This is a genomic window from Streptomyces sp. NPDC025784 (assembly GCF_055558435.1).
This window is the reverse complement of sequence record NZ_JBVHMN010000011.1, coordinates 57,732-84,454: the sequence shown is the minus strand read 5'-3', so window position 1 is coordinate 84,454 and position 26,723 is coordinate 57,732. Positions and strand designations below refer to the sequence as shown.

Below are 26,723 nucleotides of genomic sequence, written 5' to 3'. Positions count from 1 at the left end.
GATCGGGAACCTGCGCGGCACCGGCGGTGTATGAACAGTAGGACCGCCGCGTCGAAGGGACCTTGATCGTGCAACGACGAGTGGTGACGGCCGTGTTGGCCGCGGCAGCGCTTCTGGTGACGGCCGGCTGTTCCTCCGGGGACGGGGGCGCGCCGGACGACAAGAAGAGCGCGTTCCCGGGCCTCGGGAGTTCGGCGCCTGCGCCGTCGTCCTCCGGGAGTCCCACCGAAAAGGCACCCCCGGCGAAGGGCTCGGTGAAGGTGGTGCGGACGGTCGCCGAGGGTCTGAAGACGCCCTGGGGGCTGGCGCCGCTGCCGGAGGGCGGGCTCCTGGTGTCGTCGCGGGACGAGGGGACGATCGACCGGGTGGACGAGAAGACCGGCCGGAAGACGGAGCTCGGCGAGGTCCCGGGGGTCGCGCCCGCGGGCGAGGGCGGCCTCCTGGGCATCGCGCTCTCCCCGGACTACGCCTCGGACCACATGGTCTACGCGTACTTCACCACCGCCTCGGACAACCGCATCGTCCGCATGCTGTACGACGCGAAGAAGCCGCCGGGTGAGCAGCTCGGCGCCCCGGACACCGTCTTCAAGGGCATCCCCAAGGGGGTGATCCACAACGGCGGCCGGATCGCGTTCGGCCCGGACAAGATGCTGTACGCGGGCGCGGGCGAGACCGGTGACCGGGGACAGGCCCAGGACAGGAAGGCGCTGGGCGGCAAGATCCTGCGGATGACCCCGGACGGCGATCCCGCTCCGGGCAATCCCTTCGGCGACTCCGTCGTCTACTCGTACGGCCACCGCAATGTGCAGGGGCTGGCCTGGGACGACAAACAGCGGCTGTGGGCCTCCGAGTTCGGCCAGGACACCTGGGACGAACTGAACCAGATCAAGCCCGGCGACAATTACGGCTGGCCGGTGGTCGAGGGCCGTGGCGGCGACGCCAGGTATCACGACCCGGTCGCCCAGTGGCACACCGACGACGCCTCCCCCAGCGGCATCGCCTACGCGGAGGGTTCCATCTGGATGGCGGGCCTCAAGGGCGAGAGGCTCTGGCGCATTCCCCTGAGCGGCACGAAGGCGTCGGCGGCCCCCGAGTCCTTCCTCAAGGGCGAGTACGGCCGCCTGCGGACCGTCGTCTCCGCCGGTGGCGACAAGCTCTGGCTGACGACGAGCGAGACGGACGGCCGCGGCAGCCCCGCGAAGGGGGACGACAAGATCCTGGAGCTGAAGGTGAGCTAGGTGCAGCGCCCGGGGACGGGGCCGGATCCTGGCCGGGGTCGTGGTCCCCGCCGGAGCCTGACTCCAGGCCTCGCCGGGGTCGGAGTGCCGGCCGGGACGTGCTGCCCGAGTCTCGGGCCCAGGGTCGGGGTCGTGGTCGGCGGTCTATTCGGGCTCGGATCCCTGCTCGGACGTGGGCTCGGGTCCCCCGTCCGGCTCGTGGTCGGCGTTCTGTTCCTGCTCGGGCGCCTGCTCGTGTTTCGGCAGTCGTACGACCACCTTGCCCGAGGACAGGTCTATGGGGCCGCGCCCCGGGTCGCCGTCCGTCAGGTCGACCCGGCTCAGCTCCAGTCGCTTGCGTTCGTCGTTGGTGTGCTTGCGGCCTGGTGCGAAGAGCTCCTCGAACATGTTGAACACAGCGCCTCCCTCGGCCCGGATCCTTCACAGCGTAGATCTCAGCCCGTCGCCCTGGCGGCCGGGGCCTCCGGGGGGAAGAGCCGCAGCCGGTGTGCGAGCGCCGCGGCCTCTCCCCGTCCTGAGACGTCCAGCTTGGCCAGAATGTTCGAGACGTGGACGCTGGCCGTCTTCGGGGAGATGAACAGCTCCTCGGCGATCTGCCGGTTGCTGCGGCCGGCGGCCACGAGGCGCAGCACGTCGCGCTCGCGGCTGGTGAGGCCGAGCGCCAGCGCCGGATCCTTGGGGGCAGGAGCGCCCGGTCCGGGGGCGGCGGTCAGGTTCAGCCGGGCTCGCTGGGCGAGCAGTGTGACGGCGTCGGCGAGCGGACGCGCGCCGAGGTGATCGGCCGCCGCCCCGGCCAGCCGCAGCAGTTCGGTGGCGCGGCCGCGGTCGTCCTCCTCGGCGCCCGAGACCAGCAGGGCCTCGGCGAGGCGGCACCGGACCCGGGCGAGGTCGTAGGGGCGCTCCAGGAGTTCGAAGGCGGTGACGACCTCGGACCAGTCGTCCGGGGCGGTGATCCCTTCGGCACGCCGCAGTTCGGCGCGCACCCAGGCCTCGTGGGCGAGCCACACGGGCGCGCCCGTGGCCAGCCGCTTCGCCATGGTGCGGACGCGTTCCACGGTGTCGGAGCGGCCCGCTTCGGCGTGGGGCAGTCCCCGGGCGTCCGCCTCCGCGGTGGCGGCGGCGAGCAGCAGCGGCCAGGCGTAACGCTGGGTGCCGGGCGGGAAGCCGCAGTCCAGGGCCTGTTCCAGGACGGCGCGGGCGTCGAGGAGACGGCCCTCCGCCGCGGCGACGCCGAGGGCGGTGCGCAGCAGTGGCAGGGCGTGCTGCGGCTGGATGTCGTGGGTTCCGAAGTGGTGGCCGGCGGCCGCCAGTTGGCGTCCGGCCTCGGCGAGGTCACCGCGGGCGAGGGCGAGGGGGGCGAGCCGGGAGGCGCCGACGCCGGACGGCTTGCCGCTGAGCCCGATACCCAGCGCGTTCCGCGCCGCTTCGGTGGCCTCGTCCCAGTGGCCGAGGGAACCGAGCGACTCGGAGAGGTTCCCCCAGATCCAGGCCTCGGTGTCCAGCAGCCCGTGCTTGCGCGCGAGTTCGGCGCCCTCGCGGAGGATCCGGACGGCTTCCCGGGAGCGGCCGACCGATTCCAGGTGGGAGGGCAGGTTGATGTGCACCCGGCCCATCACGAGGAAGACGTCCTGCCGGACCACCTGCTCCCTGACCTCGTACAGCTCTTCGAGCCCTGCCTCGACGTCGCCCGAGTCGACCATGAGTCCGCCGAGGGTGAGCCGTGCGTTCAGCTCGATGTCGCGGGCGCCCACCATGCGCGCGTACTCCACGGCACGCTCGGCGGCGGAGACGGCGCCCGGGCCCGGTTCGTGCAGCATGCACCAGGCGGCGACGTTCGACAGGACGTCGGCGTGCACCTCGGACGGCGGGAGGCCGCGTACCAGGTCCTGGGCGGTGGCGAGTTCCGTCCAGCCGTCGCCGCGGGCCTGTGCCTGGATGAGGCGAGAGCGCTGGATCCAGAACCAGGCGGCGCGCAGGGGGTCTCCCTTGACCGCGCCCGGCGAGGAGTTCGGGGGCGCGGCCTCGTCGTCCAGGAGGTGCAGCGCCCGCTTGGTGATCTTCAGGGCGCGCTCGCGCTCCCCGCAGAGCCGGCCCGCGACGGCGGCCTCGGCCATCAGGTCGAGGTAGCGCAGGGGTGTGGTGGCCGGGTCGCAGCCACAGGGCGGGTAGACCTCCACGTAGTCGACGGGCCGCAGTTCGGCGCGGACGGCGTCCGGGGTGACGTCCCACAGCTCCATCGCCCTTTCCAGGAGCCGCAGTTGCTCGGAGGGGGCGTGGCGGCGGCGGGCCTGGACGGAGGCGTCGAGGACGGCGGGGAGGGCCTTGGCCGCATCGTGGGCGTGGTACCAGTAGCTGGCCAGCCGGGTGACGCGCTCGTCGGCCGGTACGAGCGCCGGGTCGGCCTCCAGGGCCTCGGCGTACCGGCGGTTGAAGCGGGAACGCTCGCCGGGCAGCAGGTCGTCGCTGACGGCCTCGCGGACCAGGGAGTGGCGGAAGCGGTAGCCGTCGCCGCCGGGTGAGGCGAGCAGGATGTTGGCCCCCACGCAGGCGCGCAGCGCCTCGATGAGGTCGTCCTCGGCGAGCCGTGCCACGGCGGCGAGCAGCGGGTACTCGACGGTGGAGCCGCCCTCGGCGACGATCCGAGTGACCCGCTGGGCGCTTTCGGGCAGGCCCTCGACCCGGACGAGGAGCAGGTCGCGCAGGGAGTCCGTGAGCCCGGTGGGACAGCCCTCGTGCGCGGCGACGGCGAGTTCCTCGACGAAGAAGGCGTTGCCGTCGGAGCGGCCGAAGATGTCGTCGACCTGGGCCGGGTCGGGTTCGTGGGCGAGGATCCCGGCGATCTGGCGGCCGACCTCGGCGCGGCTGAAGCGGCCCAGTTCGATGCGGCGGACCGTGCGCAGCCGGTCCAGTTCGGCGAGGAGGGGGCGCAGCGGGTGCCGGCGGTGGATGTCGTCGGCGCGGTAGCTGGCGACGACGACGAGACGGCCGCTGCGCAGCGTGCGGAAGAGGTAGGCGAGGAGGTGGCGGGTGGAGGCGTCGGCCCAGTGCAGGTCTTCGAGGGCGACGACGACGGTGCGGTCGGCCGCGACGCGCTCCAGGAGACGGACGGTGAGTTCGAACAGGCGGGCCATGCCCTCCTCTTCGTACCGGCGGCCGGAGGTCTCACCGAGCTCCGGCAGGAGCCGGGCCAGTTCCTCCTCCTGTCCGGCCGCCGCGGCCGCGAGCTCGTCGGGGAGTTGCCGGCGCAGGGCGCGCAGGGCGGTGGAGAACGGTGCGAAGGGGAGACCGTCGGCGCCGATCTCCACGCAGCCGCCGCAGGCGAAGACGGCGCCCGCGCGCGTGGCCGCCGCGGCGAACTCCTCCAGCAGGCGGGTCTTTCCGACGCCCGCCTCACCGCCGAGCAGCAGCGCCTGCGGCTCGCCCGCGGCGGCGCGGGCGAGCGCGTCGTTCAACTCCCCCATCTCGTCGGTGCGTCCGACGAACACCGGGCTGACGGACCTGGTCTCCACAGGCCCGAGCATCGCACAGGGGTCCGACAGTGCGGCACCGGATATCGGGACGACGTCCGCGGTGCCGGTGCCTGGGGCGGGGGCCTTACGGACGAAGGCGCCGACCTTCTCGGTCGGCGCCTCGCCGGGGAGGTTCCCTGTCGTGTTCCGCGGCGGGCGGCCGCCCCCGGTACGGCCGCCCGCCCGTGCCCCGGCGTTCACGCGACGCGTGCGAACCGGTGCCTGCGGGGGTGCTTGCTATGTCCCTCGTTCTCGTTGCGTCCTGCCTCACGCGCGGCGGCGTTTCGGGCGGCCCGGCGGACGCGGCGCGCCTCCCGGACGAGCCGGTGGGTCTCGGCCTCGCGGATGAGCTCTGCGGAACGGATCTGGTGGAGCTCGTACTCGAACATCTCGTGTCCCTCGTGAAGAGTCGGTTTCGGCCTCGCTTGTTCGCGATGCCTCAACTTTCGTCTCCCAGGGGGGTGCGCCACATCGGGAGAGTTCCGCATCTTGCGCGCGTGAGGGGCCTTAGGACGGACCCGGATGACCGGCGCCGGCCCTAAGGCCCCTCAGACGTGCGGGACGGACGGAGTGTGTCAGCCGGTGGAGGGCAGTCCGAGCAGGATGTCGGAGTACTTGGCCACCGCGAGCACGAGGCCGATGACGCCGAGCGAGACGCCCGCCCAGGCGACCGACTTGATCCAGGCGGCCTGCGGCCTGCCGGGTGCGCCGAAGGCGGGCCGGGCGAGCACGACGACGCCGACGATCAGTGCGGCCAGCGCGAACAGGCCGCCCACCAGGGCGGTCGCCGCCCAGGCGTCGCCGTAGACCTCCTTGACCTGCTTGGCGACGCTGGCGGAGGAGGAGGTCTGGAGCTGGCCGACGAGCGTCTCTCGGGCGGCGGCGACGGTGGCGACCCAGCTGCCGGTGAGCGAGACCACGCCGAGCCCGGCGGACACGACGGCTGCCGCGCCCTGGCCCACGCCGGTGGCTCCCCCGCCGTCGCCCGGGGTGTCGTCCTCGGCCGTGTCGTCGCCGGTGGTGTCGTCGGCCTCGTCGGTGACGCTGCCGTCCGCCTCGGTGCCGTCCGCCTCGGTGACGTCCTCCTTGGTGACGTCCACGGTCTTCTCGTCGCTCGTGGCCCCGGTGTCGGTCCCGGCTTCGTCAACTGTCTTGGTACCCATGCCCCGCACCGTACGGACGCTGTCTGAGAAGTCTCTTAATGATCGTCTTGCGCGGCACGCGCGCGTGCGGCACGCCATTCCGGCGCGAGGACGGACCAGACCTCCATGTCGTGGCGCGCGTCCCGGTAGACGTAGCTCTGCCGCAGTACGCCGTCCCGGGTCATGCCGAGCCGCCGGGCGACGTTCAGGCTGGGGGTGTTCGCGCTCGGGGCGATCCACTCCACGCGGTGCATGCCGCGCTCGTCGACGGCCCAGTCGATGAGGACGCGCATGCCGCGGGTGACGAGTCCGCGGCCGGCCGCGGCGGGCTCCAGCCAGCAGCCGGCCTCGCAGGTGCCCATGGCGGTGTCGAAGATCCGGAAGAGCAGTCCGCCGACGAGTTTCCCGTCCAGCCAGATCCCGTGCAGGCTGCCGCTGTCGGCGGCGCGCTTGTCCGCGTACAGCTGGAGGTAGTTCCGCGCGGAGTCGAGGTCCGTCACGTGGTCCGGGAGCGACACATGGCGGCCGATGTAGTCCCGGCCGCGCTCCATGTGCGTGAAGAACTCCTCGGCGTGCCAGGGCTCCAGGGGCCGCAGCTCCGCTCCGTCGTCACCCAGGGATATCGCGTACATCCCGCTGTCGCTCCTTCTCCAGTACGTCCGCCACGTCGGCGTCCACGACTTCGGCCAGCCTCTCATGGGCGGCACGGCACTCGGGCGGCTCGATGCTGATGCGCGGCAGGCAACGGTCGAGGCGGCGGGGCAGCCACCAGTTCGCGCCGCCCAGCATGTGCATGAGGGCGGGCACGAGCAGCGTGCGCAGGACGAAGGCGTCGAGGGCGACCGCCGAGGCGAGGGCGATGCCGAACATCGCGATGACGCGGTCGCCGCTGAGCACGAAGGCGAGGAAGACGGAGATCATGATGACGGCGGCGGAGTTGATCACGCGACTGGTCTCGGCGAGACCGACCCGGACGGCGCGCCGGTTGTCCCGGGTCTCCAGCCATTCCTCGTACATCCGGCTGACCAGGAAGACCTGGTAGTCCATGGAGAGCCCGAAGAGGACGGACACCATGATCACGGGCAGGAAGGGTTCGATCGGCCCGGCACGGCCGAGTCCGAGCCACTCGCTGCCCCAGCCCCACTGGAAGATCGCGACCACGACCCCGAAGGCGGCGGCGACGGCGGCGACGTTCATCACGGCGGCCTTCACGGGGATGCCGATCGAGCGGAAGGCGAGCAGCAGCAGGACGCAGCCGAGCCCGATCACGACACCCACGAAGAGCGGGAGTTTGCCGACGACGACGTCCGCGAAGTCGTCGTAGCTGGCCGTCACCCCGCCGACGTGCACGTCGAGCGCGGTGCCCGCTTCGGCCCGTGGCAGCACCTCGGCGCGCAGCCGGTCGACGAGGTCGCTGGTCTGCCGGGACTGCGGCGCGGAATCCGGTACGACGGTGAGGTACGCGGTGTCGCCGCCGCTGTCGTAGGTCACGGGTGTCACCGTCGCGACGCCCATGGTCGCCCGGAGCGTGGCGTCCAGGTTGTCGAGCGCGAGCCGGCCCCCGGCCCCGCCGACCCGGGTGACGAGGGTCAGGGGGCCGTTGACGCCGGGTCCGAAGCCGTCCGCGACGAGGTCGTAGGCCTGGCGTGTGGTCGTGCGCCCCGGGTCGTTGCCCTGGTCGGAGGTGCCCAGACGGAGCGAGAACGTGGGCAGGGCGAGGAGCACCATGACGGCCACGGCGACGGTGCCGAGGAGCTTGGGGTGCCGTTCCACGAAGGCGGACCAGCGGGCGGCGAACCCGGTGGGGAACTCCGGTTCGGGCCCGTGCTCGTGGAGCCTGCGCCGTTCGCGGCGGTTCAGCGCGCGTGGGCCGATCCAGGAGAGCAGGGCCGGCAGCAGGGTCACGGAGGCCGCGACGGTGAGGACGACGGTCAGGGAGGCGGCGACCGCGACGCCGTTGAGGAAGCCGAGCCGCAGGATGAGCATCCCGAGCAGGGCGATGCAGACGGTGGCGCCCGCGAAGACGACCGCGCGCCCGGTGGTGGCGACGGCGTTCCGCGCGGCCTCGTCGGCGGGGAGGCCGCGTTTGAGGCCCCGCCGGTGCCGGGTCACGATGAACAGCGCGTAGTCGATGCCGACGCCGAGTCCGATCAGCATGCCGAGCATCGGCGCGAAGTCGGCGACGGTCATGGCCTGTCCGAGGAGCACGATTCCGGCGTACGCGGTGCCGACGCCGACCAGTGCGGTCGCGATGGGCAGCAGGGATGCGGCGAGCGAACCGAAGGCGAGGAAGAGGACGACGGCGGCGACGGCCACGCCGACGACCTCGGCGAGGTGCCCGCCGGACGACTGGGTGAGCCCGATCGCGCTGCCGCCCAGCTCGACTTGGAGCCCTTCGCTCTCGGCGGCCTTCGCGGTGTCGACGACGGCCCGGGCCTCGGCCTTGTCGATGTGCTCGGCGCGGTCGTCGAAGGTGACGGTGGCGTAGGCCGTGCGGCCGTCGGAGCTGATCCGGTCGGTGCCGCGGCTGCCGTAGGGGCCGGCGACGGAGGCCACTCCGGGCAGGTCGGCGATCCGGTCCAGGGTCCGGGTCATGGTCGGTTCGACGTCGGAGGAGCGCACGGTGGCCGACGTGGTGTGCCAGACGACGGTGTCGCTGTCGCCGCCGAGGCCGGGGAAGCCGTCGGACAGGAGGCGGGCGGCGCGGCCGGATTCGGTGCCGGGGACTTCGTAGTCGTTCGAGTAGGCGGAGCCCGTGACGGCAGCGGCGGCGGTGACGCCGCCGAGGGCGAGAAGCCAGAGCAGTAAGGCCACGAGGCGGTGTCGGACACACCAGCGTGCGAGGGCTGCCACGGACGAGCTCCCTGAGCGATTTGTGGATCTTTATCGGGAACTGCCCGCAAAGAACGCATGACTTATGCGTCATCACTCTTGCAGCCGATAGTGATCGTTCGCCCCGTTCACGGGGCTCCTCAGGAGAGTGCGAGCCAACTCACAGGACATTCCCGTGAACTCTGTCGCCCCGCGAGGCGCCGGTCAGTCGAACTGGTCTCCCACGGCCATGACCATCACGCCGGCGACCATCAGCCACAACGCCCGCCGCGTGCGACCACGAGAACCGAGAACCGAGGCGATCGCGCACAGGGCGGCACCGGAGGCGTACGAGAGGGATACGAGCGCGGGCGCGGAGCCGGTGGAGCGCAGCGCCGAGGCGGCCAGCCCGGCGACGGTCAGCAGCGCTCCGGCACAGACCGCCGTCCAGCGGGCCCGCCGTACTTCGTGCGCCGGGTCCTCGACGTCACCGGGCTCCACGTCAGGTATCTCGGAGTCACTGCTTCCGCTCATGGCGCGGGAGCGTAGCGCGTGTCCCTGAGAAGGCGCGCGCATGCCCAGGGGGGTGCATCGGAAGCGATGCACCCCCCTGGGGTTCGGAAGAGGACGGGCTCAGCCCTCGCTGACGCCCAGCTTCTCCAGGATGAGCTCCTTGACGCGGGCCGCGTCGGCCTGGCCGCGCGTGGCCTTCATGACCGCGCCGACGAGCGCGCCCGCGGCCTGGACCTTGCCGCCGCGGATCTTGTCGGCGATGCCCGGGTTCCCGGCGATGGCCTCGTCGACGGCGGTGGTGAGCGCGCCCTCGTCCGAGACGACCTTCAGGCCGCGCTTCTCGACGACCTCGTCGGGCTCGCCCTCGCCGGCGAGCACGCCCTCGATGACCTGGCGGGCCAGCTTGTCGTTGAGGGAGCCCTCGGTGACCAGGGCGGTCACGCGGGCGACCTGCGCCGGGGTGATCGGCAGGTCCTCCAGGGTCTTGCCCGACTCGTTGGCGCTGCGGGCCAGTTCGCCCATCCACCACTTGCGGGCGGACGCGGCGTCGGCACCGGCCTCGATCGTGGCGACGATCGGGTCGATGGCACCGGCGTTGAGGATCGACTGCATGTCGTGGGCGCCGATGCCCCACTCCTCGCGCAGCCGGTTGCGGCGGGCCAGCGGCTGCTCGGGCAGACCGGCGCGCAGTTCCTCGACCCACTCACGGGACGGGGCGACGGGGACGAGGTCGGGCTCCGGGAAGTACCGGTAGTCCTCGGCCTCCTCCTTCACGCGGCCCGAGGTCGTGGACCCGGTGTCCTCGTGGAAGTGGCGGGTCTCCTGGATGATCGTGCCGCCGGAGTTCAGCACCGCGGCGTGGCGCTGGATCTCGAAGCGGGCGGCACGCTCCACGGAGCGCAGCGAGTTCACGTTCTTCGTCTCGGAGCGCGTGCCGAACTTCTCGCGGCCGTGCGGACGCAGCGACAGGTTCACGTCGCAGCGCATCTGCCCCATCTCCATGCGGGCCTCCGACACACCGAGCGCCCGGATGAGCTCGCGCAGTTCGGCGACGTAGGCCTTGGCGACCTCGGGGGCCCGCTCGCCCGCGCCCTCGATCGGCTTGGTGACGATCTCGATGAGGGGGATGCCCGCGCGGTTGTAGTCGAGCAGGGAGTGCGAGGCGCCGTGGATGCGGCCGGTGGCACCGCCGACGTGCGTCGACTTGCCGGTGTCCTCCTCCATGTGGGCGCGCTCGATCTCCACGCGGAAGACCTCGCCGTCCTCCAACTGCACGTCGAGGTAGCCGTTGAAGGCGATCGGCTCGTCGTACTGGGAGGTCTGGAAGTTCTTCGGCATGTCCGGATAGAAGTAGTTCTTCCGGGCGAAGCGGCACCACTCGGCGATCTCGCAGTGCAGCGCGAGGCCGATCTTGACGGCGGACTCGACGCCGGTCGCGTTGACGACCGGGAGCGCGCCGGGCATGCCGAGGCAGGTCGGGCAGGTCTGCGAGTTGGGCTCGGCGCCCAGCTCGGTCGAACACCCGCAGAACATCTTCGTCTTGGTGCCGAGTTCGACATGGACCTCGAGGCCCATGACGGGGTCGTACGACGCCAGCGCGTCCTCGTACGACACCAGGTCGGTCGTGGTGGTCACGGTGAAACTTCCCTCTCAGCCCAGCAGGACGTCGTCGTCGCCCAGCCGCTTCAGCTCGCGGTACAGGATGGCGAGACCGGTGGCGATCGCGACGGCGGACACGGTGGCGTCGATGAGCCGCAGCGTGTCGTGCTCGGCGCGGGCCTTCTTGATCTGCTTGGCGACCCCGAACGCGCCGAACGCGGTCCCGGCCATCGACAGATACGTACCGGACTTCGACTTCTTGAAGCCCTTGGCCTTGTTCAGTGCACTCACAGCGACGGAGCCTCCTCGATCAGCGGGTGCCCCCACTTTTCCACGAAGGCGGCCTCGACGGCGGCGCCGACCTTGTACAGCCGGTCGTCCTTCAGCGCCGGAGCGATGATCTGGAGACCGACGGGCAGGTTGTCCTCCGGCGCGAGACCGCAGGGCAGCGACATGGCGGCGTTGCCCGCCAGGTTGGTCGGGATGGTGCACAGGTCCGCCAGGTACATCGCCATCGGGTCGTCGGCACGCTCGCCGATCGCGAAGGCGGTGGTCGGCGTGGTCGGCGAGACGATGACGTCGACCTGCTCGAAGGCCTTCTCGAAGTCGCGCGTGATGAGCGTGCGGACCTTCTGGGCGCTGCCGTAGTACGCGTCGTAGTAGCCGGAGCTGAGCGCGTACGTGCCGAGCATGACGCGGCGCTTGACCTCGGCGCCGAAGCCGGCCTCACGGGTGAGGGCGGTGACGTCCTCGGCCGAGCGGGTGCCGTCGTCGCCCGTACGGAGGCCGTAGCGCAGGCCGTCGAAGCGGGCGAGGTTGGACGAGCACTCGGACGGGGCGATCAGGTAGTACGCCGAAAGGGCGAGGTCGAAGGACGGGCAGTCCAGCTCGACGATCTCCGCGCCCAGCTCCTTGAGCAGCTCGACGGACTCGTCGAACCGCTGGATGACGCCGGCCTGGTAGCCCTCGCCGCGGAACTGCTTGACGACGCCGACGCGCATGCCCGCCACGCTGCCGTTGCGGGCGGCCTCGACGACCGGCGGGACCGGCGCGTCGATGGAGGTCGAGTCGAGCGGGTCGTGCCCGGCGATGACCTCGTGCAGGAGGGCCGCGTCCAGGACCGTGCGGGCGCAGGGGCCGCCCTGGTCCAGGGAGGACGAGAACGCCACCATGCCGAAGCGGGAGACGGCGCCGTAGGTCGGCTTGACGCCGACCGTGCCGGTGACGGCCGCGGGCTGGCGGATGGAGCCGCCGGTGTCCGTGCCGATCGCCAGGGGCGACTGGAAGGAGGCCAGGGCGGCGGAGGAGCCGCCGCCGGAGCCGCCGGGGATCTTGGTGAGGTCCCAGGGGTTGCCGGTCGGCCCGTAGGCGCTGTTCTCGGTCGACGACCCCATGGCGAACTCGTCCATGTTGGTCTTGCCGAGGATGACGACGTCGGCGGCCTTCAGCCGCTTGGTGAGCGTCGCGTCGTACGGCGGGATCCAGCCTTCGAGGATCTTCGAACCGACGGTCGTCGGGACGCCCTCGGTGGTGAAGATGTCCTTGAGCGCGAGCGGAACGCCGGCGAGCGGGCCGAGCTTCTCGCCGGCCTCCCGCTTGGCGTCCACGGCACGGGCCTGGGCGAGGGCGCCCTCACGGTCGACGTGCAGGAAGGCGTGCACCTTCTCGTCGACGGCCTCGATGCGCGCCAGGTGGGCCTCGGTGACCTCGACGGCGGTGAGCTCGCCGGCCGCGATCTTCTCGGCGATCTCGGCCGCGGTGAGTTTGATGATGTTGACGTTGGTGTCCGTCATGGTGATTAGTCCTCCCCCAGGATCTGCGGCACCTTGAAACGCTGCTGCTCCTGGGCCGGGGCGCCGGACAGCGCCTGCTCGGGGGTGAGCGAGGGACGGACCTCGTCCGCGCGCATGACGTTCGTCAGCGGCAGCGGATGAGAGGTCGGCGGTACGTCTTGGTCGGCGACCTCACTGACGCGGGCGACCGCGCCGATGATGTCGTCCAGCTGTCCCGCGAAGTGATCGAGCTCTTCGGGCTTCAGCTCCAGACGCGCCAGCCGGGCGAGGTGGGCGACCTCCTCGCGCGTGATGCCAGGCATGCAGCGTTCCTCTGGGGTGAGTGTGTGTGGTTTGGGGCCAATCCTAGGGTGCCGGGCCCGGTGCCCGTGAAACGGTTTCCCCTGCCGGGCCCCCTCAGCGGCGGCCGTCCCATGCCCGGCTGTGCAGGAAGTGGTTGTCGTAGAGCTCCTGCACGTCCAGCAGACTCTCCGAGGCGGCCTCTCCGAGGGCCACCCGCCGCAGGTGGCGGAAGTACTCGAAGCGCTCCACGCCCGGGGTGATGACGACGAGCAGGTCGGCGTCGGCTCCGGGCGCGGCGGCGAAGGCGTGCGGTACGCCCGGCGGGACGACGACCAGGTCGCCGCGCTCGGCGGTGACGACCTCCTCGCCCGACAGGAGTTCGGCGCGGCCGTCGAGGACGAAGAACATCTCCGCGGACTTGGCGTGCCAGTGAGGGTGGGCGCCGTCGGCGCCGCTCGTGAGGGTGACGCGCTGGGTCGACAGCGCCCCGCCCGTGGCGCTGCTGTCGGCCAGCAGCCGCACGGTGGTGGGCGCCCGGCCCACCACTTCGGCCTCCGCCTCGCGGACGATCACGGTCGAGTCGAACGTCGGAACGATCAGCGACATGTCGGGGCTCCCTGTGGATGTCGGGTGGGTCGATCAGACGGCGAAGAGCAGACCGGCGCTGACGAGGACGGCGACGGCGGTGGCGAAGTGGATGCCGTACGCGACGGCCTTGGTACCGCCGTGGCGCAGCACTATCAGCGTGTCGCCGAGCGGGACGATCGCGACCATGAGCATGAACCACGCCTCCGCCCGGGCACCGGCGAAGGCCAGCAGGGCCAGGCCGATGACGCCGAGGGAGGCGTCCCTGAGGCCCTTGATCGTGAGGTAGGCCGCGTCTCCGTCGGGCTTGGCGGGGACGCCGTAGCCGGCGGCTGCGGCCTGCGGCTGGAACAGGAACCGGGCCCCGATGAACAGCACGAGCAGGTCGAGGACGACGGCGAGCGTATAAGCGGTGACGGTCATGCCGGATCTCCTTGCTAGCAGTGCTAGTGACAAGAGCGAAGCTAGCAGAGCATCGACATGAACGCTAGCGATGCTAGAATTCTGGTCATGTCGATTCAGACGCGCCGGGAGCGCGAGCGGGCGGAGCGAGAGCGGCTGATCGTCACGGCCGCACGGGAACTGGCGGAGGCCGAGGGCTGGGAGGCGGTCACCACACGGCGGCTGGCCGCCGAGATCGAGTACAGCCAGCCCGTCCTCTACAGCCACTTCAAGGGCAAGGACGCCATCATGGCGGCGGTCGCGGTGGAGGGCTTCGCCGAGATGGCGGAGGAGCTGCGGAAGGCGCGCACGGCGGCCGGGGGGACACGGGCTGCCCTCGCGGCGGTGGGCGAGGCCTACACGGCGTTCGCGCGGCGGCGGCCCGCGCTGTACGACGCGATGTTCACGCACACCGTGGACCTGCCGTTCGCCACGCCGGAGGCACCCTCGGCGCTGCACGCGGCGTTCGGCGAGCTGCTCCGGGCCGTCGAGCCCGTAGCGGCCGGCGGGGAGGATCCCGGCCTGCTCACGGAGACGTACTGGGCCGGGCTGCACGGTCTGACCACCCTGATGCGCAGCGGCCGCCTCCCGGAGGACGCCCACGACCGCCGACTGGCCCTGCTGACCGCCCACTTCACCGCGTCGGACTGACCTGGGGCCGGTCCTCGGCGGCCCCAGGAGCCGGCCCGGGCGGGCCGACAGCACCGGGTCCGCCACCGGGATCGCCCCGGTCGGGGCCACCCGGCTCACGGCTGCCGGAGGCCGCTCAGGTCCGCGGGCGCCGTCGGCGGAGCTGCCCCTGCGCGGCCGGCCGAGGTCGCCGGGACGGTCGCCGGGATCGTCCCCCGCCGCGGTCGACGCGGACGGAGCGACGGGCCACGGCGGGCCGGGGCGGCTCAGGTCACCGGCGACATCGGCAGAGCTGCCCGACCGGGCCGGTCGAGGTCACCAGGACCGACCGCGTCACCGCGCGCGGCCGCCCGGCCAAGCGTCGGCCCGGGGCCGCTCAAGTGGCCGCGGGCACCGTCGGCGGAGTTTGCCGAACCTGTCTCCGGCCGGGCCGCTCAGGTGGCTGTCATGGGTGCCGTCGGCGGGGCCGTACGGCCCCACTCGGCTCGGCCGGGCGGGCCGGCGAGGGCCGGGCTACACGATCCGGCCCGGGTCGTCCGCGGCGGACGCCGGCAGGGCCGCCTTCGGGCGCTGCCAGCCACGGCTGCCGCGGGCCCGCAGCCAGGCCGTCGCCTCGTCGGCGGGCATCGCGGCCGCGACCAGCCAGCCCTGTACGGCGTCGCAGCCGAGGTCGCGCAGGCGCTCCCAGGTCTCGTCGTCCTCGACGCCTTCGGCGACGACGAGGAGGCCCAGCGAGTGCGCCAGGTCGACCGTGCAGCGCACGATCTCCGCGTCCTCGGCGTCCACCGCGAGCCGGGCCACGAAGGAGCGGTCGATCTTCAGTTCGCTCACCGGCAGGCGCCTGAGGTGCACGAGCGAGGAGTACCCGGTGCCGAAGTCGTCCAGCGACATCTTCACGCCGTGGCCGGTCAGCCCCGCGAGGGTGTCGGCGGCGCGCTGCGGGTCCTCCAGGAGCACGTGCTCGGTTATCTCCAGCTGGAGCGCTCCCGCCGGGACCCCGTGCCGGGCGAGCCGGGCGGCGACCGCGCCGGCGAAGCCGGGAGTGTGCACGTCGCGCGGCGAGACGTTCACCGCGACCGGCACGTGCAGCCCCTGCGCCCGCCACCGCGCGACCTGTCCGAGCGCCGTCTCCAGCACGTACTCGGTGAGATGGGGCATCAGTCCGGAGGACTCGGCGATGGCGATGAACTCGTCCGGCGGAACCTTCCCTCGCTCGGGGTGCACCCAGCGGACCAGTGCCTCGAGTCCGGCCACCTGGCCGTTGAAACGGACCTTGGGCTGGTAGTGCAGTTCGACGTCGCCGGCGTCGAGGGCCCGGCGCAGGTCGCCGAGCAGACCGAGCCGGTCCGGGGTGTTGGAGTCGCGCTTGGACTCGTACACCTCGACGCCCGTCCGGTCCCGCTTCGCCTGGTACATGGCGACGTCCGCCCGCCGCAGCAGCCCCTCCGCGTCGAGCGCGTGGTCGGGGAAGACGGCGAGGCCGGCGCTGGCCTCCAGCACGAGGGTGAGGCCGTCGAGGTCGAGCGGGGAGCCCAGCGCGGCAACGAGGTTGCGCGCGACCCGGGTGGCCGACGTCGTGGAGTCGGCGACCGGCAGTAACACCGCGAACTCGTCCCCGCCGAGCCGCGCGGCCTCCGCCCCGCGCGGCAGCGCAAGACGCAGCCGGTCCGCTATCTGGAGAAGCAGCCGGTCCCCCGCGAGATGCCCCAACGTGTCGTTCACCGACCGGAAACGGTCGAGGTCGATCAGCATCAGGGCGGAACGCGCACCGATGCGCTCGGCGTCGTCCAGGGCCGTCCAGGTCCGCTCCAGCAGCCACTGCCGGTTGGGCAGACCCGTCAGCGGGTCGCGCAGTTGCTCCTCCGCCCGGGCGCGGGCGATCCACAGCGTGGAGTCGAGGGCGATCAACGGGATCGCGAAGAGCGGCAGCAGAATCGGCAGCGCGACGGCGACCACGCAGACCAGCGGCGCGATCCCGAGGAGCGCGACGGCGACGAGCCCCTGTCTGACCAGGGCGGTGCGCGCGACGGTGGGCAGACCGCCGGTGCGCGGCGCGTGCAGGTACCAGAGCAGGGCCCGGGTGACGGCGAGGTAGGCGGCGGCGACGAGCACCACTTCGGGTGCCGCGTAGAGCGTCCAGGTCCTCGGGTCCCAGGGCGTCTCGACGGTCGGGAAACGTCCGAACACGGCGAGGACCAGCGCGCCCGCCCCGATGCCGAGGATGTCGACCGCGCCGTGCAGGACGCCCTGCCGCCAGCGGTTGCGCCGTGCGGCGCCGACCAGGACCACGACGGTCAGGCTGACCATGCCGGCGGGCACCCAGCCGTACAGCAGCAGGACCGCGAGGGTGAGCGCGGCGCCGGAGCCGGTGCCGCCCCACCACCGGGCCCGGCCGAGGGCGACCAGGTGGCCGACGATGACGCCGGTGAGCAGGGCGAGCGCCCAGCCGACGGTGCCGCACGGGAAGAGCGCGTGGTTGCCGCTGAACGCCCGGTAGAAACCGGCTCCGAGGAAGAAGCCCGCCGCCGCGACGACCGCCGCGGGCAGCGCGGGCCACGAGATGTGCCGATCGGAATCGTGTTCGGAATCGTGACCGGGCAGGCCGTCGCCGCGCCCCGCGTCGAGCGGTCCGACGCCGGGTGCGGCGGGCGCCATGAGAGGTGCGGAGTCGCGCTGCCCGGCGCGCTCCTCGGTCCGCCCCGTCCAAAGTCCGGCCATCCATGTGCCGGTCATCCGGCGCAGGCGCAGCCGTGAGTCGGGGGCGGCGCTCTCGGTCGGTTCCATTCCCGTCCCTCTCACAGCCGGCGGTGCCCACGCCACGCGGTCCGTTGCCGACCACGACTGCCAACGGCGCGTCTGAAAACCTTCCCCGGCACTCGTGATGAGCAGGGGATGCCCCGACCGCAGCTGGGCACGGCAGGTGCACACCTCAACAGTAGGCCGCAGAAGGCTTCCACGGGCAGCGGTCGTCGACGGTTGCCCGAATGCGACCTGGCCACCCGTATGCATCTGATATGCGCCGAACGGGTGGTCTTCAACCGCTACTCCTCGATCGGAAGCGCAACTTCCGCCGCGGCCTCGGGTCCTTGTTCCAGAAGGACGGCGAAGCCCTCCTCGTTCAGAACGGGGACCTTCAACTGCATGGCCTTGTCGTACTTCGAACCAGGATTGTCACCCACCACGACGAATGACGTCTTCTTGGAGACAGAACCGGTCACTTTCGCTCCCCTGCTCTGCAGTGCCTCCTTGGCGCCGTCCCGCGTGTGGTGTTCGAGCGTGCCGGTGACGACGACCGTGAGCCCTTCGAGCGGGCGCGGCCCCTCGTCCTCGCCGGAGCCCTCCTCCTCCGTCCGGACCCCCGCGGCCCGCCACTTGCGCAGGATCTCGCGGTGCCAGTCCTCGGCGAACCACTCCTTGAGCGAGGCCGCGATGATCGGCCCGACGCCCTCGGTGGTGGCGAGCTCCTCCTCGGTCGCCTGCTCGATCCGGTCGATGGAACGGAACTCGCGCGCCAGCGCCTCGGCCGCCACCGGCCCGACATGACGGATCGACAGACCGGTCAGTACGCGTGCGAGGGGACGTTCCGTGGCGGCGGCGATGTTGTCCAGCATCGCCAGCGCGTTCTTCTTCGGCTCGCCCTGCTGGTTGGCGAAGACCGTGGCGATCTTCTCCTTGCCCGTCTTCGGGTCGCGCTTGGGCAGACCGCTGTCCTGGTCGAGGACGTACGCCTTGATGGGCAGCAGCTGCTCGACGGTGAGGTCGAAGAGGTCGCCCTCGTCCGCCAGCGGCGGGTCCGAGGGCTCCAGCGGCTTGGTCAGGGCCGCCGCGGCCACATACCCGAAGTGCTCGATGTCCAGGGCCTTGCGGCCCGCGAGGTAGAAGAGCCGCTCGCGCAACTGGGCCGGGCAGCTGCGGGCGTTCGGGCAGCGCAGGTCGACGTCGCCCTCCTTCATGGGCCGCAGCGGCGTACCGCACTCGGGGCACTCGGCGGGCATCACGAACTCGCGCTCGCTGCCGTCGCGCAGGTCGACGACCGGGCCGAGGATCTCCGGGATGACGTCGCCCGCCTTGCGCAGCACCACCGTGTCCCCGATGAGGACGCCCTTGGCCTTCACCACGTCTTGGTTGTGCAGCGTGGCGAACTCGACCTCGGAGCCTGCGACGGTGACCGGCTCGACCTGTGCGTACGGTGTGACGCGGCCGGTGCGGCCGACGCCGACGCGGATGTTGATCAGCTTGGTGTTGACCTCCTCGGGCGCGTACTTCCAGGCGATCGCCCAGCGCGGCGCACGCGAGGTGGAGCCCAACCGCCCCTGGAGGGGGATCTCGTCGAGCTTCACGACCACACCGTCGATCTCGTGCTCCACGGAGTGGCGGTTCTCTCCGTAGTACGCGATGAACTCCCGTACGCCGTCGAGGTCGTCGACCACCTTCGCGTACCGCGTGGTCGGCAGGCCCCACCCGTGGAGCAGTGTGTACGCCTCGGACAGCCGGGTGAGGCCCTCGAAGCCCTCCAGCGCGCCGATGCCGTGGACCACCATGTGCAGCGGGCGGGTCGCGGTGACGCGCGGGTCCTTCTGACGCAGCGAACCCGCCGCCGCGTTGCGGGGGTTGGCGAAGGGCTTGTCGCCGGCCGCGACCAGACGGGCGTTCAGCTCCTCGAACTTCTCCATCGGGAAGTAGACCTCGCCGCGGATCTCCACGAGGTCGGGGACGCGGTCGCCGTGCAATCGGTCCGGAATCTCCGTAATCGTCCGCACATTGGGGGTGATGTCCTCACCGGTGCGGCCGTCGCCGCGGGTCGCCGCGCGGGTGAGCCGGCCGCGCTCGTACGTGAGGTTCACCGCGAGGCCGTCGACCTTCAGCTCGCACAGGAAGTGGTGGACGGAGGTGCCCACGTCCTTGGCGACGCGCTCGGCCCAGGCGGCGAGCTCCAGGTCGGAGAAGGCGTTGTCGAGCGAGAGCATGCGCTGGCGGTGCTCGACGGAGGTGAACTCCGTCGCGTACGCCCCGGCGACCTTCTGGGTCGGCGAGTCCGGGGTGCGCAGCTCGGGATACTCCTCCTCCAGCGCCTCCAGGGAGCGCAGCAGTTCGTCGAACTCCGCGTCGCTGACGACGGGAGCGTCCTTCACGTAGTACCGGAAGCGGTGCTCCTCGATCTGCTCAGCGAGCTGCGCGTGCTTCTCCCGTGCCTCGGCGGGCACCGAATCCGAAGCCGAGGCGGTCTCTGCGTGCTTTTCGCCGGCCACCGTATGTCCTCCCGTTACTCAGGGTTGTCCGCGAGGGATCTCGCCGCCCGGACGCAGTGGGCGAGCGCCTTGCGCGCGAAGTCGGGGGAAGCCCCCGCGAGCCCGCACGTCGGGGTGACCGTGACCGATTCCGCGAGAAGTCCCGGTCGCAGCCCCAGCCTGCGCCACAGCGTCCTGACACCCATGACGCTACCGGCAGGGTCCGACAACGGGGCATCCACGCTCGGCACGACACCGGCGAAGAGCCGCGTGCCCCCTTCCACCGCCTCGCCGATCGCCTCGTCGTCACGCTCGGTGAGGAGCGAGAAGTCGAAGGAGACAGCCGCCGCGCCCGCCCGGCGCAGCAGCGCGAAGGGCACGTCCGGTGCGCACGAGTGGACCACGACGGGCCCGTCGCCGTGAACCCCGACGACGTCCCGGAGCGTGGCCTCGACGACCTGCCGGTCCACGGCACGGTGGGTGCGGTAGCCGCTGGCCGTCCTGACCTGCCCGCGCAGCACGGCGACGAGTGACGGCTCGTCGAGCTGGAGGACGAGCCGGGCGCCGGGGATGCGCCGCCGCACCTCGTCGAGATGGAGCCGCAGGCCCTCGGCGAGCGACCCGGCGAGGTCACGGCACGCGCCCGCGTCGGAGAGCGCCGCCTCGCCGTTCCTCAACTCGAGGGCGGCGGCGAGGGTCCAGGGGCCGACGGCCTGCACCTTGAGCGGGCCCTCGTAACCCTGGGTGAACTCCTCCAGGGCGTCGAGGTCCTCGCCGAGCCAGGACCTGGCCCGCTTGGTGTCCCGTCCGGGCCGGTCCCCGATCCGCCAGCCGCTCGGCTCCACGCGCGCGTACAGCTCGACCAGCATCCCCGCGGTCCGCCCGATCATGTCGGCGCCGGGCCCCCGCCCGGGCAGCTCCGGAAGGAACGGGAAGTCCTCGAAGGACCCGGTGACGGTCTTCGCGGCCTCCCGGGCGTCACCGCCCGGCATGGACCCGACCCCGGTGGCGCCGCCGAACCTGAACTCGCTGTTTTCACTCACCCCGGAAGCGTACGTAACGCTCCCGGGGCGAGGCCGACGAAGGTGCCGGCACCGAAGGACCGTCCGCGCGGAACGTCAGCGTCCCGGACGCACCGTCAGGTCGTTGACCTCCGCGTCCTTCGGCAGGTCGAGGGCCATCACGATCGTGGTCGCGACGGACTCGGGGTCGATCCACCTCGCGGCCTCGTACTCCTTGCCCTCCTGCTGGTGGACCTTGGCCTGCATGGGGCTCGCGGTGCGGCCCGGGTACACGGAGGTGACCCGGACGCCGTTCGCGTGCTCCTCGTGGCGCAGGGAGTCCGCCAGGGCCTTCAGACCGTGCTTGGACGCGGCGTACGCGGACCAGTCGGCGTGCGCGTTGAGACCGGCGCCGGAGTTGACGAACACCACGTGGCCCTGGGCGACGCGGAGTTGCGGCAGGAAGTGCCGGGTCAGTTCGGCGGGGGCGATCAGATTGACGTTCAGCTGGTGGCGCCAGGACTTCGTGGTGAGTTCGCCCACCGGGCCCAGGTCGACCACGCCCGCGATGTGCAGGAGCGAGTCGACGCGGTCCGGCAGGGTCTGGTGCGAGAACGCCCAGGAGAGCTTGTCCGGGTCCGCCAGGTCGCCGACCAGGGTCCGGGCCCCGGGGAACTCGGCCGCGAGTTCCTTCGCGCGGCCGGCGTCGCGCGCGTGCAGCACGAGTTCGTCCCCGCGCGCGTGGAGGCGGCGGGCGACGGCCGCGCCGATGCCGGAGCCCGCCCCGGTGATCACATGTGTAGCCATGACCGCCATGCTCGCATCACCCGATGGTCACCGGACGCCCCGGCTCTCCTCCAGGTACGCCAGCGCGCCGACCGGTTCCTCCGCGAAGAACACCAGCTCGTTCAGCGGGCGGGGCAGGAAGCCCTCGGCCTCCATGCGCCGGAACTGCGCCTTGAGGCCGTCGTAGAAGCCCGCGGTGTTCAGCAGGACCACGGGCTTGTCCGTCCTGCCGTGCTTCTTCAGCTCCAGGATCTCGGTGGCCTCGTCGAGGGTCCCCGTGCCGCCGACCATGATCACCACGGCGTCGGCCTTCTCCAGGAGCAGCGCCTTGCGCTCGGCGAGGTCACGGGCGACGACCATCTCGTCCGCGTCCACCCGGGCCTTCGCGGCCAGGAAGTCCACCGAGACGCCCAGCAGCCGTCCGCCCGCCTCCTGCACACCGTCGGCGACGACCTTCATGAGACCGACGTCGGAGCCGCCCCACACCAGCGTGTGGCCGCCCTTTCCGAGGAGTTCGGCGAACTCGCGGGCGGGGCGGGTGTAGCGGTCGTCGAGGTCGGCGGCGGAGAGGAAGACGCAGATGTTCATGGGTTCACCGTACGCGGGAAGAACACGGGCTCCGCGAGCGCTTCCACCGGTATGGCTGAAGGACACACGATCACCATCGAGCAGAGCGACCGGCACGTGCGCGTGGTGCGCGGTGACCAGGTCCTGGCGGAGAGCGACCGCTCCCTCGTGCTGCGCGAGACCGGCAGTCCCGCGCGGTACTACATCCCGGCCGAGGACGTGCGCCTCGACCTGCTGACCCCCTCCGACACGCACACCCACTGTCCGTTCAAGGGCACGGCCTCGTACTGGTCGCTGCCGGACGCGACGGACCTCGTCTGGTCCTATCCCGAGCCGAAGCCCGACGTGGCCCAGATCAAGGACCACCTCTGCTTCTACGAGGTGGAGGTGTCGTGACCCGATGAGTTCCGGTCCGCCCGGCAGTCTCTACGGTATGGACAAGAAGACCGTCTCGCGCGACGGGACCCCCATCGCCCACGAACGCCTCGGTGACGGCCCGGCGATCATCCTGGTCGCCGGAGCCATGTGTACGGGTGCCACGCTGGCGCCGCTCGCCGAGGCCCTGTCCGACCGCTTCGGAGCGGTCGTCTACGACCGCCGGGGGCGCGGCGGCAGCGGCGACACCGCGCCGTTCGCGGTCGCCCGCGAGGTCGAGGACATCGCCGCGCTGATCGAGGCGTACGGCGGCGGCGCCGCGCTCTTCGGCGTCTCCTCGGGCGGCGCGCTCGCCCTGGAGGCGGCGGCGAGCGGGCTGCCCCTCACCGCGGTCGCCGTCTACGAAACACCGTTCGCCGTCCATGACGAGGGTCGTGCGGAGCGGCGGGACTACACCGAGCGGCTGACCGGGCTGCTCGCCGAGGACCGGCGCGGCGACGCCGTGGAGCTGTTCCTGTCGCTCACCGGCATGCCCCCGGAGATGATCGCGGGCGCCCGCCGCTCCCCCGCCTGGCCGGACATGGAGGCCATCGCCCCCACCCTGGCGTACGACGACGCCGCGCTGGGCGACGGCCCGGTGCCCACGGAGCGGCTGGGCGCCATCGGCGTCCCACTGCTGTCGGTGGCGGGCGGCGCGAGTCCCGAGTGGATGCGCGAGGCGGCGCGCGCCGTCGCGGACGCGGCGCCGGAAGGGACGTACCGGGTGCTGGACGGCCAGACCCACATGGTGGACCCGCAGGTCCTCGCCCCGGTGCTGGCGGACTTCTTCGACGGCACGGCAAAGGCCGGCTGAGGCAGCGCGGCCGCGGGGATCAGCGTTCCGTGGGCCCGGCCGGGCGGGCGCTGCCGGCTCCCGGCGGGCGAGGCACCGGCCGGGCCGCTCCGTGCAGGCCGGCGTGCCGCGCCCGTCGGCCCCCTGGACCGAGGCCGTCGCGCTCTAGACCGAAGCCGTCGCCCGCGTGGTCGTCGCGATCGTCGCCGACCCCACCACGCGCGTGCCGTCGTACAGGACGACCGCCTGGCCGGGGGCCACACCGCGGACCGGCTCGGTGAAGGCGACGCGCAGTTCGCCGTCCACGAGTTCCGCCGTCACGTCGGTCTCGCCGCCGTGCGCGCGCAGCTGCGCCGTGTACGTGCCCGGGCCGGCCGGAGCGGCGCCGCACCAGCGCGGTTTGATCGCCGTCAGGGCGCTCACGTCGAGGGAGTCCGCCGGGCCGACCGTCACCGTGTTGTTCACCGGCGAGATGTCCAGCACGTAGCGCGGCTTGCCGTCGGCGGCGGGGGTGCCGATGCGCAGTCCCTTGCGCTGGCCGATGGTGAAGCCGTACGCGCCCTCGTGGGTGCCCAGCTTCGCGCCGGCCTCGTCGACGATGTCGCCCTCGGCCCGGCCGAGCCGGTCCGCCAGGAAGCCCTGGGTGTCGCCGTCGGCGATGAAGCAGATGTCGTGCGAGTCGGGCTTCTTGGCGACGGCGAGGCCCCGGCGCTCGGCCTCCGCGCGGATCTCGTCCTTCGTGGTGACCGTGTCGCCGAGCGGGAACAGCGCGTGGGCGAGCTGGCGGTCGTCGAGGACGCCGAGGACGTACGACTGGTCCTTGGCCATGTCGGAGGCACGGTGCAGCTCGCGCGTGCCGTCCTCGTTCACGAACACCTTCGCGTAGTGGCCCGTGCAGACCGCGTCGAAGCCGAGGGCGAGCGCCTTGTCGAGCAGGGCGGCGAACTTGATCTTCTCGTTGCAGCGCAGGCAGGGGTTCGGGGTGCGCCCGGCCTCGTACTCGGCGATGAAGTCCTCGACGACGTCCTCGCGGAAGCGCTCGGCGAGGTCCCACACGTAGAACGGGATGCCGATGACGTCGGCGGCGCGGCGGGCGTCGCGCGAGTCCTCGATCGTGCAACAGCCACGCGCGCCCGTGCGGAACGACTGGGGGTTCGCCGACAGGGCGAGGTGCACGCCGGTCACGTCGTGGCCGGCTTCCGCCGCGCGGGCGGCGGCGACGGCGGAGTCCACACCGCCCGACATGGCGGCGAGTACGCGGAGGGGGCGCTGCGAGGTGTCAGTCATAACCCCTCCAGGGTACGGGGCCGCGGGAACCGGAGCTCCCGCATATGCGTTGAAGATCGCATGGGGGAGAAAAAGGCGAAGCCACGGGGCCGCGGGGCCGGGGACGCGGACCGTCGCGTCGGGCGCCGGGCGCTTCTCGTCGGCGGTGCGGCGGCCGCCCTGGGCACGGCGGCGCTGGCCCGGGAGGAGCTCGGGCACCTGTGGTGGCGGCTGCCCGGCGTGGACAAACCGCGGGTGGCGGGGGCGGTGGACTTCCGGGGCGCCCAGTGGGTGGCGGCGTCCCCGGCGAACTGGCGGCGCGCGGACCGGCCCGCCGACTACGCGATAGACCGGGTCGTCGTCCATGTCACCCAGGGCAGCTTCCGGAGCGCGGTGAAGGTCTTCCAGGACCCGGGGCACGGCGCGGCGGCGCACTATGTCGTCCGCAGGGACGGGCACATCACCCAGATGATCCGCGAGCTGGACGTGGCGTTCCACGCGGGCAACCGCGAGTACAACGAACGGAGCGTCGGCATCGAGCACGAGGGCTTCGTCGAGCGCGCCTCCTCGTTCACGGACGCGATGTACGCCGCCTCCGCGCGGCTCACGGCCGGGATATGCGGGCGCTATGACATCCCCGTCGACCGGAAGCACATCATCGGGCACGTGGAGGTGCCGGGCACGGACCACACCGATCCCGGGCCGCACTGGGACTGGGACCGGTACATACGGCTCGTACGGCAGGCGCGTACGGCCAAGGCGTGACCCCGCCTCGGCCGCGCGGACCGGCGCGGGATCGCCGCCGGCACGGGATCGCCGCCGGGGCGGGGCTGCCGCCGGGGCCGGTAGCGGCCGCTGCGGGTCCCGGCCGAGGCGGCGGGGCCGGAGTCGGTCGTGGCCGGGCCAAGGGAATCCGAACGAAGCCCCTTAGGTGAGACCCGCCGTACGCGCGCGTTCCACCGCCGGACCGATCGCCTTCGACACCGCCTCGACGTCCGCCTCGGTGGAGGTGTGGCCGAGGGAGAAGCGCAGGGTGCCCCGGGCGAGGTCGGGGTCGGTTCCGGTGGCGAGGAGGACGTGGCTGGGCTGGGCGACGCCCGCGGTGCAGGCGGAGCCCGTGGAGCACTCGATGCCCTGCGCGTCCAGCAGGAGCAGGAGCGAGTCGCCCTCGCAGCCGGGGAAGGTGAAGTGCGCGTTGGCCGGCAGACGTCCGCCGGCCGCCGGGTCGCCGCCGAGGATCGCGTCGGGCACCGCCGTGCGCACGACCTCGACCAGTTGGTCGCGCAGGGCTCCGATCTCTCGGGCGAACCACTCGCGCTGCTCGGCGGCCAGCCGTCCGGCGACGGCGAAGGACGCGATCGCGGGCACGTCGAGGGTGCCGGAGCGGACGTGCCGCTCCTGGCCGCCGCCGTGCAGCACCGGCACGGGGCTGTACTCACGGCCGAGGAGCAGCGCGCCGATTCCGTACGGTCCGCCGATCTTGTGGCCGGAGACGGTCATGGCGGCCAGCCCGGAAGTGCCGAAGTCGACGGGGACCTGGCCGAAGGCCTGGACGGCGTCGGCGTGCAGCGGGACACCGAACTCGGCGGCCACGTCGGCCAGTTCGCGCACCGGCATCACGGTGCCGATCTCGTTGTTCGCCCACATGACGGTGGCGAGCGCGACGTCGTCGGGATTGCGGGCGAGTGCCTCGCGCAGCGCCTGCGGGTGGACGCGGCCGTGGGAGTCGACGGGCAGGTACTCGACGGTGGCGCCCTCGTGCTCGCCGAGCCAGTGCACCGCGTCGAGGACGGCGTGGTGCTCGACGGGGCTCGCCAGGACCCGGGTGCGGGCCGGGTCGGCGTCTCTGCGGGCCCAGTACAGACCCTTCACGGCGAGGTTGTCGGCCTCGGTGCCGCCGGAGGTGAAGACCACCTCGCTGGGGCGGGCGCCGAGGGATTCCGCCAGGGTCTCGCGGGCTTCCTCGACGGTGCGCCTGGCGCGGCGGCCGGCGGCGTGGAGGGAGGAGGCGTTGCCCGTGACGCTCAGCTGGGCGGTCAGTGCCTCTACCGCCTCGGGGAGCATCGGGGTGGTCGCGGCGTGGTCGAGGTAAGCCATGGTGGGCCCGATTCTACGGGCCCGCCGT

25 protein-coding genes are annotated in these 26,723 nt (G+C 72.3%); 5 read left to right on the top strand and 20 right to left on the bottom strand.

The features are described from left to right. Positions 1 to 62 precede the first annotated feature (62 nt). Positions 63 to 1,238, top strand: a complete 1,176-nt coding sequence (locus ACZ4IF_RS24555) for a PQQ-dependent sugar dehydrogenase (protein WP_467566205.1) — start codon at positions 63 to 65, stop codon at positions 1,236 to 1,238. A gap of 144 nt (positions 1,239 to 1,382) precedes the next feature. Here the strand turns inward: ACZ4IF_RS24555 and ACZ4IF_RS24550 are convergent, their stop codons facing one another. From ACZ4IF_RS24550 to ACZ4IF_RS24490, 13 genes are all read right to left on the bottom strand, one after another. Continuing rightward, positions 1,383 to 1,634, bottom strand: coding sequence for a DUF6191 domain-containing protein (locus ACZ4IF_RS24550; RefSeq protein ID WP_467566203.1), 252 nt, complete (start codon positions 1,632 to 1,634; stop codon positions 1,383 to 1,385). Between the two features lie 38 nt (positions 1,635 to 1,672). Further along, positions 1,673 to 4,759: a helix-turn-helix transcriptional regulator gene (locus ACZ4IF_RS24545; RefSeq protein WP_467566692.1), complete on the bottom strand. Its 3,087-nt coding sequence runs from the start codon at positions 4,757 to 4,759 to the stop codon at positions 1,673 to 1,675. A gap of 185 nt (positions 4,760 to 4,944) precedes the next feature. After that, positions 4,945 to 5,136, bottom strand: coding sequence for a hypothetical protein (locus tag ACZ4IF_RS24540; protein WP_467566200.1), 192 nt, complete (start codon positions 5,134 to 5,136; stop codon positions 4,945 to 4,947). A 186-nt stretch (positions 5,137 to 5,322) separates the two neighbouring features. Then, positions 5,323 to 5,910, bottom strand: a complete 588-nt coding sequence (locus ACZ4IF_RS24535) for a hypothetical protein (RefSeq protein WP_467566197.1) — start codon at positions 5,908 to 5,910, stop codon at positions 5,323 to 5,325. Between the two features lie 35 nt (positions 5,911 to 5,945). Then, complete coding sequence (locus ACZ4IF_RS24530) at positions 5,946 to 6,521, bottom strand: GNAT family N-acetyltransferase (protein WP_467566194.1); 576 nt, start codon at positions 6,519 to 6,521, stop codon at positions 5,946 to 5,948. Next, positions 6,499 to 8,742, bottom strand: coding sequence for an MMPL family transporter (locus ACZ4IF_RS24525; protein WP_467566191.1), 2,244 nt, complete (start codon positions 8,740 to 8,742; stop codon positions 6,499 to 6,501). The genes ACZ4IF_RS24530 and ACZ4IF_RS24525 overlap by 23 nt, the downstream gene beginning before the upstream one ends. Before the next feature lie 183 nt (positions 8,743 to 8,925). Next, positions 8,926 to 9,234 (bottom strand): hypothetical protein, encoded by a 309-nt coding sequence (locus ACZ4IF_RS24520; RefSeq protein WP_359501531.1) that lies wholly within the window; start codon positions 9,232 to 9,234, stop codon positions 8,926 to 8,928. A 99-nt stretch (positions 9,235 to 9,333) separates the two neighbouring features. Then, a complete protein-coding gene (gene gatB, locus ACZ4IF_RS24515) occupies positions 9,334 to 10,848 on the bottom strand; it encodes an Asp-tRNA(Asn)/Glu-tRNA(Gln) amidotransferase subunit GatB (protein ID WP_359501533.1) in 1,515 nt (504 codons plus the stop codon). Positions 10,849 to 10,863: 15 nt separating this feature from the next. Then, positions 10,864 to 11,103: a hypothetical protein gene (locus ACZ4IF_RS24510; protein ID WP_028805281.1), complete on the bottom strand. Its 240-nt coding sequence runs from the start codon at positions 11,101 to 11,103 to the stop codon at positions 10,864 to 10,866. Beyond that, on the bottom strand, positions 11,100 to 12,605 hold the full coding sequence (gene gatA, locus ACZ4IF_RS24505) for an Asp-tRNA(Asn)/Glu-tRNA(Gln) amidotransferase subunit GatA (protein ID WP_359501535.1): 1,506 nt from the start codon (positions 12,603 to 12,605) through the stop codon (positions 11,100 to 11,102). Before gatA ends, ACZ4IF_RS24510 begins: the two co-directional genes overlap by 4 nt. Positions 12,606 to 12,610: 5 nt before the next feature. Further along, positions 12,611 to 12,907: an Asp-tRNA(Asn)/Glu-tRNA(Gln) amidotransferase subunit GatC gene (gatC, locus tag ACZ4IF_RS24500; protein ID WP_018531282.1), complete on the bottom strand. Its 297-nt coding sequence runs from the start codon at positions 12,905 to 12,907 to the stop codon at positions 12,611 to 12,613. 94 nt (positions 12,908 to 13,001) lie between these two features. Beyond that, a complete protein-coding gene (locus ACZ4IF_RS24495; protein ID WP_467566185.1) occupies positions 13,002 to 13,493 on the bottom strand; it encodes a cupin domain-containing protein in 492 nt (163 codons plus the stop codon). Positions 13,494 to 13,526: 33 nt separating this feature from the next. After that, positions 13,527 to 13,895, bottom strand: coding sequence for a DUF4267 domain-containing protein (locus ACZ4IF_RS24490; protein WP_467566182.1), 369 nt, complete (start codon positions 13,893 to 13,895; stop codon positions 13,527 to 13,529). Between the two features lie 87 nt (positions 13,896 to 13,982). Here ACZ4IF_RS24490 and ACZ4IF_RS24485 point away from each other — a divergent pair, with 87 nt between their 5' ends. Continuing rightward, positions 13,983 to 14,564 carry a TetR/AcrR family transcriptional regulator gene (locus ACZ4IF_RS24485; RefSeq protein WP_359501539.1) on the top strand — a complete coding sequence of 194 codons (582 nt, stop codon included), beginning with the start codon at positions 13,983 to 13,985 and terminating at the stop codon, positions 14,562 to 14,564. Positions 14,565 to 15,056: 492 nt separating this feature from the next. On the opposite strand, the gene ACZ4IF_RS24480 is transcribed toward ACZ4IF_RS24485, so the two are convergent. The 5 genes from ACZ4IF_RS24480 to ACZ4IF_RS24460 form a co-directional block, all read right to left on the bottom strand. Further along, positions 15,057 to 17,327, bottom strand: a complete 2,271-nt coding sequence (locus ACZ4IF_RS24480; protein ID WP_467566179.1) for a putative bifunctional diguanylate cyclase/phosphodiesterase — start codon at positions 17,325 to 17,327, stop codon at positions 15,057 to 15,059. Between the two features lie 257 nt (positions 17,328 to 17,584). Next, positions 17,585 to 19,792 (bottom strand): NAD-dependent DNA ligase LigA, encoded by a 2,208-nt coding sequence (ligA, locus tag ACZ4IF_RS24475; protein ID WP_467566176.1) that lies wholly within the window; start codon positions 19,790 to 19,792, stop codon positions 17,585 to 17,587. A gap of 14 nt (positions 19,793 to 19,806) precedes the next feature. Further along, complete coding sequence (locus ACZ4IF_RS24470) at positions 19,807 to 20,814, bottom strand: methionine synthase (protein ID WP_467566173.1); 1,008 nt, start codon at positions 20,812 to 20,814, stop codon at positions 19,807 to 19,809. 75 nt (positions 20,815 to 20,889) lie between these two features. Continuing rightward, complete coding sequence (locus ACZ4IF_RS24465; RefSeq protein WP_467566170.1) at positions 20,890 to 21,588, bottom strand: SDR family oxidoreductase; 699 nt, start codon at positions 21,586 to 21,588, stop codon at positions 20,890 to 20,892. A gap of 18 nt (positions 21,589 to 21,606) precedes the next feature. Further along, complete coding sequence (locus ACZ4IF_RS24460; protein ID WP_467566168.1) at positions 21,607 to 22,146, bottom strand: LOG family protein; 540 nt, start codon at positions 22,144 to 22,146, stop codon at positions 21,607 to 21,609. A gap of 51 nt (positions 22,147 to 22,197) precedes the next feature. Between ACZ4IF_RS24460 and ACZ4IF_RS24455 the strand changes: the two genes are divergently transcribed. Then, entirely contained in the window at positions 22,198 to 22,521 is a 324-nt protein-coding gene (locus tag ACZ4IF_RS24455) for a DUF427 domain-containing protein (protein WP_467566165.1), read from the top strand. A 37-nt stretch (positions 22,522 to 22,558) separates the two neighbouring features. Then, the gene (locus tag ACZ4IF_RS24450) at positions 22,559 to 23,353 is read left to right on the top strand and encodes an alpha/beta fold hydrolase (protein ID WP_467566163.1); all 795 of its coding nucleotides are present in this window, start codon (positions 22,559 to 22,561) and stop codon (positions 23,351 to 23,353) included. 144 nt (positions 23,354 to 23,497) lie between these two features. On the opposite strand, the gene mnmA is transcribed toward ACZ4IF_RS24450, so the two are convergent. Next, positions 23,498 to 24,619 carry a tRNA 2-thiouridine(34) synthase MnmA gene (mnmA, locus tag ACZ4IF_RS24445; protein WP_467566161.1) on the bottom strand — a complete coding sequence of 374 codons (1,122 nt, stop codon included), beginning with the start codon at positions 24,617 to 24,619 and terminating at the stop codon, positions 23,498 to 23,500. Positions 24,620 to 24,679: 60 nt separating this feature from the next. Here mnmA and ACZ4IF_RS24440 point away from each other — a divergent pair, with 60 nt between their 5' ends. Continuing rightward, on the top strand, positions 24,680 to 25,363 hold the full coding sequence (locus ACZ4IF_RS24440) for an N-acetylmuramoyl-L-alanine amidase (protein WP_359501554.1): 684 nt from the start codon (positions 24,680 to 24,682) through the stop codon (positions 25,361 to 25,363). 162 nt (positions 25,364 to 25,525) lie between these two features. Here the strand turns inward: ACZ4IF_RS24440 and ACZ4IF_RS24435 are convergent, their stop codons facing one another. Then, the gene (locus tag ACZ4IF_RS24435; protein WP_467566157.1) at positions 25,526 to 26,695 is read right to left on the bottom strand and encodes a cysteine desulfurase family protein; all 1,170 of its coding nucleotides are present in this window, start codon (positions 26,693 to 26,695) and stop codon (positions 25,526 to 25,528) included. Between the last annotated feature and the right edge of the window lie 28 nt (positions 26,696 to 26,723).

Excerpts from the sequence above, each read along its gene's own strand:
- ACZ4IF_RS24545 (WP_467566692.1), bottom strand. The coding sequence starts at position 4,759 with ATGCTCGGGCCTGTGGAGACCAGGTCCGTCAGCCCGGTGTTCGTCGGA.
- ACZ4IF_RS24540 (WP_467566200.1), bottom strand. The coding sequence starts at position 5,136 with ATGTTCGAGTACGAGCTCCACCAGATCCGTTCCGCAGAGCTCATCCGC.
- ACZ4IF_RS24535 (WP_467566197.1), bottom strand. The coding sequence starts at position 5,910 with ATGGGTACCAAGACAGTTGACGAAGCCGGGACCGACACCGGGGCCACG.
- ACZ4IF_RS24530 (WP_467566194.1), bottom strand. The coding sequence starts at position 6,521 with ATGTACGCGATATCCCTGGGTGACGACGGAGCGGAGCTGCGGCCCCTG.
- ACZ4IF_RS24520 (WP_359501531.1), bottom strand. The coding sequence starts at position 9,234 with ATGAGCGGAAGCAGTGACTCCGAGATACCTGACGTGGAGCCCGGTGAC.
- gatA (WP_359501535.1), bottom strand. The coding sequence starts at position 12,605 with ATGACGGACACCAACGTCAACATCATCAAACTCACCGCGGCCGAGATC.
- gatC (WP_018531282.1), bottom strand. The coding sequence starts at position 12,907 with ATGCCTGGCATCACGCGCGAGGAGGTCGCCCACCTCGCCCGGCTGGCG.
- ACZ4IF_RS24495 (WP_467566185.1), bottom strand. The coding sequence starts at position 13,493 with ATGTCGCTGATCGTTCCGACGTTCGACTCGACCGTGATCGTCCGCGAG.
- ACZ4IF_RS24490 (WP_467566182.1), bottom strand. The coding sequence starts at position 13,895 with ATGACCGTCACCGCTTATACGCTCGCCGTCGTCCTCGACCTGCTCGTG.
- ACZ4IF_RS24485 (WP_359501539.1), top strand. The coding sequence starts at position 13,983 with ATGTCGATTCAGACGCGCCGGGAGCGCGAGCGGGCGGAGCGAGAGCGG.
- ACZ4IF_RS24480 (WP_467566179.1), bottom strand. The coding sequence starts at position 17,327 with ATGGAACCGACCGAGAGCGCCGCCCCCGACTCACGGCTGCGCCTGCGC.
- ACZ4IF_RS24465 (WP_467566170.1), bottom strand. The coding sequence starts at position 21,588 with ATGGCGGTCATGGCTACACATGTGATCACCGGGGCGGGCTCCGGCATC.
- ACZ4IF_RS24460 (WP_467566168.1), bottom strand. The coding sequence starts at position 22,146 with ATGAACATCTGCGTCTTCCTCTCCGCCGCCGACCTCGACGACCGCTAC.
- ACZ4IF_RS24455 (WP_467566165.1), top strand. The coding sequence starts at position 22,198 with ATGGCTGAAGGACACACGATCACCATCGAGCAGAGCGACCGGCACGTG.
- ACZ4IF_RS24450 (WP_467566163.1), top strand. The coding sequence starts at position 22,559 with ATGGACAAGAAGACCGTCTCGCGCGACGGGACCCCCATCGCCCACGAA.
- mnmA (WP_467566161.1), bottom strand. The coding sequence starts at position 24,619 with ATGACTGACACCTCGCAGCGCCCCCTCCGCGTACTCGCCGCCATGTCG.
- ACZ4IF_RS24440 (WP_359501554.1), top strand. The coding sequence starts at position 24,680 with ATGGGGGAGAAAAAGGCGAAGCCACGGGGCCGCGGGGCCGGGGACGCG.
- ACZ4IF_RS24435 (WP_467566157.1), bottom strand. The coding sequence starts at position 26,695 with ATGGCTTACCTCGACCACGCCGCGACCACCCCGATGCTCCCCGAGGCG.